General features: G+C 67.3%; 11 protein-coding genes. 3 read left to right on the top strand and 8 right to left on the bottom strand.

Annotation, left to right across the window (positions count from 1 at the left end):
- Positions 1-97: 97 nt before the first annotated feature.
- Positions 98-1,510: a type I glutamate--ammonia ligase gene (glnA, locus tag KF783_RS06815; protein WP_294077670.1), complete on the bottom strand. Its 1,413-nt coding sequence runs from the start codon at positions 1,508-1,510 to the stop codon at positions 98-100.
- 111 nt (positions 1,511-1,621) lie between these two features.
- Positions 1,622-1,960 carry a P-II family nitrogen regulator gene (locus KF783_RS06820; protein ID WP_294077671.1) on the bottom strand — a complete coding sequence of 113 codons (339 nt, stop codon included), beginning with the start codon at positions 1,958-1,960 and terminating at the stop codon, positions 1,622-1,624.
- Between the two features lie 281 nt (positions 1,961-2,241).
- On the opposite strand from KF783_RS06820, the gene KF783_RS06825 reads away from it, so the two are divergent.
- A complete protein-coding gene (locus KF783_RS06825) occupies positions 2,242-4,056 on the top strand; it encodes a DUF885 family protein (protein ID WP_294077672.1) in 1,815 nt (604 codons plus the stop codon).
- Between the two features lie 82 nt (positions 4,057-4,138).
- Here the strand turns inward: KF783_RS06825 and KF783_RS06830 are convergent, their stop codons facing one another.
- The 5 genes from KF783_RS06830 to map all read right to left on the bottom strand — a co-directional run bounded on the left by KF783_RS06830 (position 4,139) and on the right by map (position 9,799).
- Positions 4,139-5,503, bottom strand: a complete 1,365-nt coding sequence (locus KF783_RS06830; RefSeq protein WP_294077673.1) for a hypothetical protein — start codon at positions 5,501-5,503, stop codon at positions 4,139-4,141.
- Entirely contained in the window at positions 5,500-7,479 is a 1,980-nt protein-coding gene (locus KF783_RS06835) for a hypothetical protein (protein WP_294077675.1), read from the bottom strand. Before KF783_RS06835 ends, KF783_RS06830 begins: the two co-directional genes overlap by 4 nt.
- A 79-nt stretch (positions 7,480-7,558) precedes the next feature.
- Complete coding sequence (locus KF783_RS06840; protein ID WP_294077956.1) at positions 7,559-8,740, bottom strand: NAD(P)/FAD-dependent oxidoreductase; 1,182 nt, start codon at positions 8,738-8,740, stop codon at positions 7,559-7,561.
- A 56-nt stretch (positions 8,741-8,796) separates the two neighbouring features.
- Positions 8,797-8,979: a hypothetical protein gene (locus KF783_RS06845; RefSeq protein ID WP_294077676.1), complete on the bottom strand. Its 183-nt coding sequence runs from the start codon at positions 8,977-8,979 to the stop codon at positions 8,797-8,799.
- Positions 8,972-9,799, bottom strand: coding sequence for a type I methionyl aminopeptidase (gene map / locus KF783_RS06850; RefSeq protein ID WP_294077678.1), 828 nt, complete (start codon positions 9,797-9,799; stop codon positions 8,972-8,974). Before map ends, KF783_RS06845 begins: the two co-directional genes overlap by 8 nt.
- 64 nt (positions 9,800-9,863) lie before the next feature.
- Here map and KF783_RS06855 point away from each other — a divergent pair, with 64 nt between their 5' ends.
- Together KF783_RS06855 and KF783_RS06860 are read left to right on the top strand one after the other, a co-directional pair.
- Positions 9,864-10,619, top strand: a complete 756-nt coding sequence (locus tag KF783_RS06855) for a molybdopterin-binding protein (RefSeq protein WP_294077679.1) — start codon at positions 9,864-9,866, stop codon at positions 10,617-10,619.
- Between the two features lie 43 nt (positions 10,620-10,662).
- Positions 10,663-11,751 (top strand): glycosyltransferase family 2 protein, encoded by a 1,089-nt coding sequence (locus KF783_RS06860; protein ID WP_294077680.1) that lies wholly within the window; start codon positions 10,663-10,665, stop codon positions 11,749-11,751.
- Positions 11,752-11,757: 6 nt separating this feature from the next.
- On the opposite strand, the gene KF783_RS06865 is transcribed toward KF783_RS06860, so the two are convergent.
- Entirely contained in the window at positions 11,758-12,885 is a 1,128-nt protein-coding gene (locus KF783_RS06865) for a zinc-binding dehydrogenase (protein ID WP_294077682.1), read from the bottom strand.
- Positions 12,886-12,910: the final 25 nt, after the last annotated feature.

Consider the following 12,910-nt stretch of genomic DNA (forward strand, 5'->3'; position numbering starts at 1 on the left):
ATGCGAACGGCGCATACGCGAAAACGCCCGGACCTTTCGGCCCGGGCGCCTCGCTGTCCGGCACCGCATCCCCCCGGACTGCGGCGCGGAAAATCGGTCAGGACGAATAGTACATGTCGAATTCGACCGGCGAGGGGGTCATCTCCCAACGGGCGACCTCTTCGCGCTTCAGTTCGACATAGGCCTCGACCTGGTCCTTGCTGAACACGTCGCCCTTCAGCAGGAAGTCCATATCGGCCTCCAGGCTGTCGAGCGCCTCGCGCAGCGAACCGCAGACGGTGGGAACCAGGCTCAGTTCCTCCGGCGGCAGATCGTACAGGTTCTTGTCCATCGGATCGCCCGGATGGATCTTGTTCTGGATGCCGTCGAGCCCCGCCATCAGCAGTGCGGCATAGGCGAGATACGGGTTCGCCAGCGCATCGGGGAAGCGGAACTCGACACGCTTGGCCTTGCTGCCCGCGCCATAGGGAATGCGGCACGAGGCGGAGCGGTTGCGCGACGAATAGGCGAGCAGCACCGGCGCCTCATATCCCGGCACCAGCCGCTTGTAGCTGTTGGTGGTGGGATTGGTGAAGGCGTTCAGCGCCTTGGCATGCTTGATGACGCCACCGATGAAATAGAGGCACATTTCGGACAGGCCGGCATAGCCGTTGCCGGCGAACAGCGGCGAACCCTTGTCCCAGATCGACATATGGGTGTGCATGCCCGATCCGTTATCTTCCTTGATCGGCTTGGGCATGAAGGTCGCGGTCTTGCCATAGGCATGCGCCACCTGATGCACGACATATTTGTAGATCTGCATGCGGTCGGCGGTCTGGACCAGCGTGCCGAAGGTCAGGCCCAGTTCGTGCTGCGCGGCGGCGACCTCATGGTGATGCTTGTCGCAGGGCAGACCCATTTCGAGCATGGTCGAAACCATCTCGCCACGGATATCGACCGCGCTGTCCACCGGCGCGACGGGGAAATAGCCGCCCTTCGCGCGCGGGCGGTGGCCCATATTACCGCTCTCATAGTCCTTGGACGAATTGCCCGGCAGTTCGATATCGTCGAGCGCGTAATAGCTGGTCGAATAGCTGTTCTCGAACTTCACGTCGTCGAACATGAAGAATTCGGCCTCAGGGCCGACATAGACGGTATCGCCGATGCCGAGCGACTGGAGATACGCCTCCGAACGCTTCGCGGTCGAGCGCGGGTCGCGGGCGTAGAGTTCGCCGGTCGACGGTTCGACGATGTCGCACACCAGGATCAGCATCGGCGTCGCGCTGAACGGATCGACCCATACGGCGTCCAGGTCGGGCTTCAGGATCATGTCGGATTCGTTGATCGCCTTCCACCCGGCGATCGAGGATCCGTCGAACATCAGGCCGTCGGTCAGTTCGTCCTCGCCGATCACCGACGCGACCATGGTCAGGTGCTGCCACTTGCCCTTCGGGTCGGTGAACCGCAGGTCGATCCACTCGATCTCCTGATCCTTCACCATCTTCAGAATGTCGCTGGCGGAATTAGCCATTGGAACCAAGCCCCTTTCTCTCGCTCATCAAATCCGGACCCCATGAAGCGACGCCCGGAGAATCATGTTGCGCTGCAATGCAGCTTCACGCAGTTTTTGCACTGCGTCAAATCAGATCGCGTCGTCGTCCCGCTCGCCGGTGCGAATGCGCAACGCGGTTTCGATCGCGGTCACGAAAATCTTTCCGTCTCCGATCCGGCCGGTCTGCGCCGCCGTGGCGATCGCCTCGACCACGCGCTCGGCAAGACTGTCATCGACGACCACCTCCAGCTTCACCTTCGGCAGGAAATCGACAACATATTCGGCGCCCCGATACAGCTCGGTATGGCCCTTCTGACGGCCGAATCCCTTTGCCTCGGTCACGGTGATGCCCGACACGCCGACCTCATGCAGCGCTTCCTTCACCTCATCCAGCTTGAACGGCTTGATGATGGCTTCGATCTTCTTCACGGCTTCCCATCCTTTTGTCATGCCGGGGCTTTCCGGCCGTTCAGGTCCAGCGCGATGCTGGCCCCGGATCGATCCACGATCAAGCGAAAGGCCCCGGCCGGCGTTTTGCATAACCCATGCCAGTCGGGACGCCGCACAAATCCGCGCCGCGGCCCCGCCGCCGGGTTAACGACTGCCTAACAAATGGGCAGGCCCGGCGCAAAATTGCGCGATTGCGGTGCAGCGGCCGGATGCGCTATCAGGGTGTTCTATCGAAATACGACACAGTTGAGAGGAGTCGCATGCGCCTTCCCCGTCCGATCGTCGCCGGCCTGCTTGCCTGCGCGGCCGCCGCTCCCGTCTTCGCACTCCAGTCGGCAGGGAGGCCCGCACAGACCGCGCCGCAGGCCGAGGACGCGAAGCTGAAGGCGCTGTTCCACGCCAGCGACGAGGCGTCGCTCAAGCGCAATCCCGTCACCGCGATCTTCCGCGGCGACCTGCGCTATGCCGACCGGCTGGGCGATTATTATACCGACGCCTATATGGCGGCGGAAAAGGCGGCCGCGCAGGCCGACCTTGCGGCGCTGCGCAAGATCGACCGCGGCCGGCTGAGCGCGGTCGACAAGATCGCCTATGACGTGTTCGAGGCGGACCAGCAGCGCGCGCTGAAAGGGTTCGATCCGAAGGTTCAGGCCGTCGTCAAATATCTGCCGATCGATCATTTCACCGGCTTTCAGTCCTTCTACCCCGATTTCGCGTCGGGGCAGGGCGCGGCGCCGTTCAAGACGGTGCTCGATTATCAGAACAATCTGAAGCGCAATGTCGAATATGCGAAGCTCTACGATCGCGTCATCGCGCTGTTTCGGGAAGGGATGAAGCGCGGCATCGTCCAGCCCAAGCTCGTCGTGCGCAACATGATCGGTCAGTTCGACAATCTGATCGCACAGGGGGTCGAGGATTCGGTGTTCATGGGGCCGGTGAAGAAATTCCCCGACGGAATCGCGCCCGCCGAGCAGCAGCGGCTGCGGGCGGCCTATGCGGCGCAGGTGCGCGACGTGATCCTGCCCGCCCACCGGAAGATCCGCGATTTCCTGGCCAAGCAATATCTGCCCGCCGCGCGCGACAGCGTCGGCCTGTCCGCATTGCCGGGCGGCGCGGCGGTCTATGCCTATGCCATCGAAAGCAACACGACGCTGCCGCTGACCGCCGATTACGTTCACAATCTGGGCCTGTCGGAGGTGAAGCGCATCCTCGCCGAGATGGAGGCGCAGAAGACGCGTGCCGGGTTCGACGGGACGCTGCCCGAATTCTTCACCTGGCTGCGCTCCGATCCGCGCTTCCAGCCCAAGAGCGCGGAGGCGCTGCGTGAGGAATATGAAGCGATCGGCAAGCGGGTGAATGCGCGCGTGGGGGAGCAGTTCTCGCTGATCCCCAAGACCCCGCTCGAAATCCGGCCGGTGCCGGCCTATCGCGAAAAGACCGACGCCGCGGGCAGCTATGTACAGGGAACGCCGGACGGATCGCGCCCGGGCGTCTTCTTCTACAACACCTATGATCTGCCGACGCGCTACACCTGGGGTGCGGAGACGCTGTATCTGCACGAAGCGGTGCCGGGCCACCATTTCCAGATCAGCCTGGCGCAGGAAAATGCGGCGTTGCCCGCCTTCATGCGCTTCGGCGGCAACACCGCCTATGTCGAGGGCTGGGCGCTCTATGCCGAAACGCTGTGGCCCGAACTGGGCATGGAAACCGATCCCTATCAGCGGATGGGCGGGCTGAGCGACGAGATGCTGCGCGCGATGCGGCTCGTGGTCGATAGCGGGCTGCATGCCAAGGGTTGGACGCGCGATCAGGCGATCGACTACATGGTCACCAACTCGCCGATGTCAAAGACCGACGCCACCGCCGAGGTCGAGCGTTACATCGCGATGCCGGGGCAGGCGCTGGCATACAAGATCGGCCAGCTGACGATCCTCAAGGAAAAGGCGAAGGCCAAGGCGGCGCTGGGGGTGAAGTTCGATCCGCGTGGCTTCCACGCCGCGGTGCTCGACACCGGCGCGCTGCCGATGCCGGTGCTGGAGAAGAAGATCGACGACTGGGTGGCGGGCCAGCGGTAAGCCGGGATTGGGGTGAATCGACCCCCGATATCCTCCCCCTGGCGGGGGAGGATGAGCGGGCGGGCGATCGACCCTGTGGCGTTCAGCGGCTCGCCTGCCACGCGGCTTCGACCATCAGCCGTGCGGCTTCGGCGCGTTTGCGCGCGCGGTCGCGATCGGACTGGGTGACATTGGCGGCGTCGCCGAGAAATCGGCCCGAGGTGCGTGCGGCGAGCGCGGCGCGGGCGGGGGGCAGCGCGTCGCCGGCGCGACCGGCGCGGAGCAATGCGCGGGCAAAGGGTTCGGCTACATCGAGCGATTGCGGCGTGGCGGGTCCATAGGACGCAACCGTCCGCGACCATAATGTACCGTATAGCGCAAAGGCTTCGTTCTTGCGCTGAAGGACGAGGTTGTGCGCCAGCGCGAGCGTCGCGGTGCGGGGCGCCGATCCATCGACGGGGGTGCGTGGTGACGCAGCGATGGCGTCGCGTTGCTGGCGGCGGATGGGTTCGGCCGCCTCCGCACGACCGGTCGTCTCGAACAGGTCGGCCAGCTGCCGCCGAGCGTTTTCGCCGGGATAGGCCCAATCGGGTTCGATGCGGGTGAGCGGGGCGGGGGCAAGCGCGATCGCGCGGCGCAAGGTGGCTTCGGCGCGGGCGGAATCACCAGCCGCCACCAAGGCACGCGCGAGCAGCAGGAGACGGTCGATCAGGCGGAAATCGTTCAGATCGTCGGCGATCGGGCGTTCGGCCAGTTGCGCCGCATAATCGACCGCCGCCTGCGCACGCCCGCGCGCGATCAGCACGCGCACCAATGCGCGATCGAGCGGGTCGGCGAACATCCGGTCGCACGGTCCCGCTGCGCAGCCCGCCAGCAACCGGCGATAAAGGAGTTCGGCCTCCTCTGGCCGCGCGAGCGCTTCGAGCGCGAGGCCCAGTTGGAAGACCGGTGTCCAGCCCAGCGTGGAGATCGCTTCATCCTGCATGTGCGGATCGGCCAAGGCACGCAGATGCGGCTCCGCCTCTGCCGCATAGCCCTCATCGAGCAGTGCCGTTGCCAGCATCAGCCGCACGGTCGATACGGAGATGGCGATCAAGCCACGTCGCCCGAGCAGACCGCCCACATCCTTGTAACCGGGGCGTGTCATCGCGTCGTAGGCGAGGCGGTAAATCGCGATCGGAGGGCAGTCGTGGCCAAGATCGACCGAAGCGATTTCGAGCAGCATGGCGATTGCGGCTGGCGCGAGCGGTGCGTCGGCGGGCTGGCCGGTCGCCTGCTTGATTGCCCGGAGCGCGCGATCGGTGTCGCCGCGATCGAACCAGGTTGCGATCTGGAAGTCGCTGGGCTGGGTGCTGTCGGCAGGGGGTGGCCGCCCGATCGAGCCGCCGCCGATCTGCGCGGATGCGGCGGGCGTTGCCGCCGCCAGCAGCGCGAGGGTAACCAGCCGGCGAGCGACGGGCCGGATCATCCGCCGACCCTGCTCGCCTTCCACGCCGCCTGGATCATCAGCCGGGCGGCGTCGGCGCGCTTGCGGGCGAGCGCCATGTCGCTCTGGTTCGCGCGCGCGGCATCGCCTTCGAACCGGGCGGAGGTGCGCGCGGCAAGCGCCACCCGCGCCGGCGTGAGCGCCGCGCCCGGCCGGCCGGAGCGCAGCAGCGCGCGGGCGAACGGTTCGGCGATGTCGAGCGCTTGCGGGCTGTCGGTGCCATAGATCCGGGTGCTGGCGGCGAGTCGTTCGGCGAACAGGCCGGTCCCCTCCGCCTTGCCCTGCAAGGTCAGGTTGTTGGCGAGCGCCAGCAGCGCCTCCCGCCGATACTCGCCCTCCCACGGGATCATGTCGTTCTGCTCGATCTTCTTGAGCAACAGGCGGCGGATCGGCTCCGCCTGCGCCGCGCGTCCTTCAAGTTCGAGCAGATGGGCGAGCCGCGCGCGCGCCGCGACATCGGCGCTGTCGAACATCGCGGCGATGTTCAGCTTCTCGTCGCTCTCGCCCAGCGCCAGCGCCTCGCGGACCACCTGCTCGGCGGGCGCGAACGCGCGGTTTTCCTCCAGCGCCAGCGCGTGGGTGAGGAGGAAGAACATGCGCTGCTCGCCGGCCAGATCCGCCTCTGCCCGCACCTTGGCGATGCCGGCGGTGGTAAAGGCCAGCGCCTCGGCCCGCTCGCCGCGCGCCAGCAGGATGCGCGCAATCCCCTCAAACGCCGCGCGCGTGTCGCTGCCCTCATAATTGCTGTATTTGACCGACAGGTCCCAGATGCGGCGATAGAGCAATTCCGCCTCGCCATAGCGCGCCTGCGCCTCGATCGCCTTCGCCAGCGCGACGACATAGCCGAGCGCGCCGTTGGATTCGACGCCCCAGCGCTTCTCCGCGCTGGCCAGCAGCGGCGCCAGGATCGCCTCGGACTTGCCCGGCTCCCCGGTGTCGAGATACAGCCGCGCCAGCACCGAACCGGCGCTTTCCAGCTTGATGTCGCCGGGCTTCAGCGTGCGCTGATACACCGGATAGACGCGTTCGTAGATGGCCAGCGTGGCGGCATTGCCGCTGCCCGTCTGCCCGGCGACATCGATCAGCTTGTCGGCGGCGGCGCGCGACAGCGTGGGGGAGGGGGATTCGCCGATCGCGCGCTGGACGGCGGCGATGCCCGCATCGGTTTCGCCCATCGCGAACATCAGCGCGAGTTCGGCATCGGCGGGCGGCGCACCGGCTTTGCGTGCCTTAACATAGGCCGCGCGCGCGCCGGCAAAGTCGCCATCGGTCCGCCGAATCTGGCCGAGCACACGATACAGGTTGCGGACCGGCTCTTCGGCACGCGCGCCCGGCCGGTCGAACATGGCGACCGCGAATTCGGTCAGGCGGCGCGCGCGCGGCTTGTCCTCGCCTCCCCAGTTGACGACGCTCTGCGCACGCTGGGCGATGTCCCGGGCGAACGCCTGCTCGAACGCCGGGTTGGTCGCGGCGGCGAACGGCGCGATGAATGCCCGCGCCCGCGCTTCCTCGCCCGCCAGCACCAGGCCATAGGTCATGAAGAAGATGTCGTCGATATCGTCGAGCGGAACCGGCCCGGTCTCGCTGGCACGGGCGGCGGCCCCCTTTATCCGATAGGCGGAAGTGAGCCAGGCCCAGCGCGCGAAGGTCTTGAAATCGCGCGCCTTCATCGCCGCTGTCCGCGCCGCCAGCCAGCGCGAATACACCTCGAACTGGGTCTGCCCTTCCAGCCTGGGGATATCCTCCGCCGGACCCGCGATCGCCAGCGCCTGGGTGACGAGGGGCAGTGCCTCTGTGCGCTGACCGGCGATCAGCCGTTCGATCGCCTGCACCATCAACGCGTCGGCGCGCGCTTGGTCCTGCGGTGCGACAATGGGTGGTGCCGGCGGCGCGGCGTCCTGGGCCAGTGCGGGGACGGCGAGCGCCAGCGTCAGGGCGAGGGCGGCGGTGATGCGCATCGAATTTCTCCGGCACGCTGTGTGGCAGTGCGGGAACCGGTCGGCAACAGTCAGGACCGGGCGGGTCCGCGCAATGATATCAGATCGCCTGTCCCGCCGCCCAGCCGCTCGACCAGGCCCATTGGAAATTATAGCCGCCGAGCCAGCCGGTGACGTCCACCGCCTCGCCGATCGCGTACAGGCCGGTAACCGTGCGCGCCTCCATCGTCTGCGACGAAAGCTCGGCGGTGCTGATCCCGCCGATCGTCACCTCCGCCTTCGCGAACCCTTCGGTCCCATTGGGGTGGAAGCGCCAGGAGGCGAGGCGGCGTTCGGCGTCGGCAAGCCGCCTGTCCGGGGTGTTGGCGAGTTCGCCGTCGAGCGCCAGCTGGTGCGTCAGCGTGTCGGCGAGGCGGGTCGGGAGCGCGTCGCCGAGTAGCCTGCGCAGGCTGATGCGGGGTGCGGCGCGCTTGGCGTCGATCAACCAGCCGGGCGCGCGATCGGGCAGGAAATCGATCTCAACCGGCTCGCCATGCCGCCAATAGGAGCTGATCTGGAGGATGGCGGGACCCGAAAGACCGCGATGGGTGAACAATGCGGCTTCGCGAAACCTGACCTTGCCCGCGCGCGCCTCGACCGGCGCGGCGACGCCCGACAGGTCCCGGAACAGGATCTCGTCCCCGCCGAGGGTAAGGGGGACGAGCGCGGGGCGGGGCTCGACCACCTTCAGGCCAAAGCTGCGGGCCAGGTCATAGGCAAGGCCGGTCGCGCCCATTTTCGGGATCGACGGACCGCCCGTGGCGATGATGAGCGCCGGGGCGGTGGCGATGCGATCGCCCCATGTCACCCGGTAGCCGCCATCGGCATGGGCCACATCGCGGATTGCGTGGCCGAGCGCGATCTCGACCCCGGCCCGTGCGCATTCCTCGCACAGCATCGCCACGATCTGCTGCGCGCTGCCGTCGCAGAACAGCTGGCCCAGCGTCTTTTCGTGCCAGGCGATGCCATGGCGATCGACCAGGGCGATGAAATCATGCTGGGTATAGCGACGCAGCGCCGACTTGGCGAAATGGGGGTTGGCGGACAGATACCGGTCGGGCGCGACGCCCAGATTGGTGAAATTGCACCGCCCGCCGCCGGAGATCAGGATTTTCTTGCCCACCCGATCGGCGTGATCGATCAGCAACACCCGCCGGCCGCGCTGCCCGGCGGTGAGCGCGCACATCAGGCCGGCGGCACCTGCGCCGAGGATGATGGCGTCATAGGAGGTGGGGGTGGTCAGGGCGGCCTCCGGGTCATCCGTCACCCCGGCTCAAGGCCGGGGTGACGACAAGAAAGTCACCGCAGCTTGGCGATGGCCAGCCCGTCTTCCTTGGCGCGCGCCTTCACCGATTCCTCGCTGCGGGTCAGCGCCTTGGCGATCGCCTTGAGCGCCATGCCCTTCTTCGCCAGCGTGTGGAGCTTTTGGACCTCGTCCTGTCGCCAGGGTTGGCGGTGCCGTTCGAACTTGCCCTCAGCCATAGGGCGGATTGTGGAGGCCGGCCGGGCTTTGCGTGAAAATCTCGCACCCGTCCTCGGTAATGCCGATCGAATGTTCGAACTGCGCGGAGAGCGAGCGGTCGCGCGTCACCGCCGTCCAGCCATCGTCGAGCATCTTCACGTCGGGGCGGCCGATATTGATCATCGGTTCGATGGTGAAGAACATGCCGGGCCGCAGTTCGGGGCCGGTGCCGGGACGACCGACATGGACGACCTCCGGCGCGTCGTGGAACACGCGGCCCACGCCATGGCCACAGAAGTCGCGGACGACGCCATAGCGGTGCTTTTCCGCATGCCGCTGGATCGCATAGCCGATATCGCCCATCATATTGCCGGGCTTCGCCATCTCGATGCCGATCATCAGACACTCATAGGTGACATCGACCAGCCGGCGCGCCTTCAACGGGACGTCGCCGACCAGATACATGCGGCTGGTATCGCCGTGCCATCCGTCGAGCAGCGGGGTCACGTCGATATTGACGATGTCGCCGTCCTTCAGCGTCTTCGCGCCGGGGATGCCGTGGCACACGACATGGTTGATGCTGATGCAGCAGCTGTGCGTGTAGCCCCGATAGCCCAGCGTCGCCGGGACCGCGCCGCCGTCGAGCGTCATCTTGCGGACGATGTCGTCCAGTTCCGCCGTGGTCACGCCGGGAACGACATGCGGCACCAGCGCGTCGAGGATTTCGGCCGCCAGCCGCCCGGCCCGCCGCATCCCCTCAAACCCGTCCGGGCCATAGAGCTTGATCGCCCCGTCGCGGGCGAAGTTGGTATCGGCCGTCACGGCAACATATTCGGTCATGCGGCGGCATATAGACGAACCCGTGCCGCTTTTCGAGGGGGCATGCGCGCGCTATGGCGTGCGCATGGGTGAGCGCATCTGGACCGCAGGGCTGGTGGTGATCGGCGACGAGATACTCTCGGGCCGCACACAGGACAGGAATGTCGCACAGATCGCCGTCTGGCTGAACGTTCAGGGAATCCGCCTGTCCGAAGTGCGGATCGTTCCCGATGTGGAGGCGCGCATCGTCGAGGCGGTGAACGCGGTCCGGACCGGCTATGACTATTGCTTCACCACCGGCGGAATCGGGCCGACGCATGACGACATCACCGTCGATGCGATCGCCGCCGCGCTCGGCGTCGGGGTGGTCATCCATCCCGAGGCGCGTGACGCGCTGGAGCGGCATTACGCGACGCGTGGCGGCCTTACCGACGCACGGTTGCGGATGGCGCGCGTGCCGGACGGGGCGGACCTGATCCCCAACCGCATGTCGGGTGCGCCGGGCATCCGGGTGGGCAATGTGCTGATCCTCGCCGGGGTGCCGCACATCACCGCCGGGATGCTCGACGCGCTGACCGGCACGCTGGAGGGTGGGGCGCCGGTGGTCAGCGGCACGCTGGGCTGCTGGGTGGCGGAGAGCGAGGTTGCCGAGCTGCTCCGAACCACCGAACGGGCGCATCCGGGCGTCGCCATCGGCAGCTACCCCTTTTTTCGCGAGGGCAGGGTCGGGGCGAACTTCGTCGTGCGTGCGACCGATCAGCAGCTGGTGGACCGCTGCCTCGCGGATCTTGGCCGGCAGTTGCTGGCAGTGGGTCGCGATCCGGTGCCGGGCGGCATCTGACCGCCTTTACCGTCGCTTCATTCAGTTCGGTTAATCGGGCGCGATGGAAGCGCCACCCGCGATCAGCGTCATCATGCCGGTCTATAATGGCGCGACGCATCTCGCCGCGACGCTCGACAGCCTGTGGGCGCAGCGCTTTCCCGATTTCGAGCTGATCCTGGTCGATGACGGATCGACCGACGGCACGCGCGATCTGATCGCGGCGCAGCGCGATCCGCGCATCCGGGCGATCTTCGCCGAACGCAATATGGGGCCGGTGGCGGCGCGCAATCGCGCGGCGGGCGAGGCGCGGGGGCGGTATATCGCCGCGCTGGATGCCGACGATCTTGCCCTGCCGGACCGGTTCGCGCGGCAGGTCGCGCTGCTGGACGCGGATCGGAGTGTCGCGATGGTCGCGACCGCGGCGGAGTTCCTGCTGGAGGGCGGGCGGCTTCGCCCCTCGTCGGTGCCGGCGGAAACATCGCCTGGCTTTCTCGACTGGCTGTTGCGGTTCGGAAATCCGATCCTGTGGTCCAGCGTGATGATCCGTGCCGATGCGGCCCGCCGGCTCGATCCCTTCATGCGCCGCGAGCGCATGTTCGCGGAGGATTTCGATTTCCACCATCGCATCCGTTCCCACGGCCGGATCGCGCGCATCGACGAAGTGCTGCTCCAGTATCGCTGCCACGCCGGCGGCATCTCCCAGCGCAGCCGCACGCGGATGGCGACCCGTGCCGCCGCCGTGCTGCGCGACGTCAACGCCGACGTCTGGGGGGCAGAGGCGTCGTTCCTGGCGCGGCAGGTGGTGCGCTACCTCATGCTTGAGGAGCCGGTCGGCGACGCGGCGACGCTCGCCAATGTGATCCGCGCTGTCGCCCTGTTGCCGCCGCCCGCCGACGAACGGGGCATGTCCCTCGCCGCCGCGCATCTTGGCCGGCTCTATCTCCGGCTCGCCCGTGCCGGCGTGCGCAGCGGCTGGCTTTCGCTCGCCGATCTGTCCCGGCTGCGCTCCGCCGGGATGGAAGGCCCTGGTCTGCCTGGCGTGCAATGGCGCGCGGTCGGGTTGGCGCGCGCGATCTGGCGCGAACGCAACGGCATCGGCGCGACCGTTCAGGGGGTGGCGCCGACCATGGCCGCCTGGGCCTTGCCCTGATCGCCGCTACAGCTGGGGCAGGATCAGATATTTCTCGCCCGTCGCGCGGCGCACATAGCCGGCGATGATGTCTGGCTGGACCGCATCCTCCAGGCTGATGCGGCGCGTGTAGCGGCTGGCAAAGGTGGTGCGGATCTCCGCGCCGACGCGCGCGCGCATCCGCATCACCTCCTCCATCCCGGCCTGTTGCAGATAGGGCGTGAGCAGCCAGCCGCCCATGCCCCACGCAAAGCCGAAATTGCGCGTCACTTCGGTCGGCGCGGTGTTCAGGCTGCCATAGATATGGACATGCTTCATCGTCGTGCTGCCATAGGGGCCGCTGGCGGGATTGGTCCGCACCGCCGCCGCCTCCATCGCCGACAGGATCTGTCCCGCCAGCCGGCCGCCCCCGATCGCGTCGAACGCCAGATATGCCTGCGTTTCCGCGATCGCGTCGATCAGTGCCGGCAGGAAATCCGGCGCGCTGCTGTCCAGCACGTGGGTCGCGCCGATGCCGCGCAGCAGATCGGCCTGTGCGGCACTGCGCACGATATTGACCAGCGGGACCCCCTCGCTCGCGGTCAGCTTGACCAGCATCTGTCCCAGATTGGAGGCGGCGGCAGTGTGGACGATGCCGCGATAGCCGTCGCGCCGCATCGTGCCGACCATTGCCAGCGCGGTCATCGGATTGACGAACGAGGACGCGCCCTCCTCCGCGCTGACCCCGTCGGGCAGTACCAGGCATTCCTGCGCGCGGGCGAGACGATATTGGGTGTAGCAACCGCCGCCGGCGATCGCGACCGTCTTGCCGATCATCGCCTGTGCGGCGGGGGCGTTGCCCGCGGCGACCACCGTCCCGGCCCCCTCATTGCCGATCGGCAGCGGCTTGCCGAGCCGGGGCGCGACGTGGCGCCGAAGCGCCTGTGGGATCGGCGCGCGTGCGCCATAGCCGAGCGAACTCAGCTCGCCGGTGTCCGCGACGCTGAACATGACCCCCAGGTCGGAGGGGTTGATCGGGGTCGCCTCGATCCGGATCAGGACTTCGTCGCCCGACGGGGTCGGCACCGGCAATTCGCGCAGCGTTACCTCGATCGCGCCGTCCTCGGTCGCGGTGGAAACGAGCTGGCGTTCGGTCGCCGGAAGCGGATCGGGCATGGCATTCTCCATCGGATTTTCCGCC

The organism is Sphingomonas sp. (assembly GCF_019635455.1).
Lineage (GTDB): Bacteria > Pseudomonadota > Alphaproteobacteria > Sphingomonadales > Sphingomonadaceae > Sphingomonas.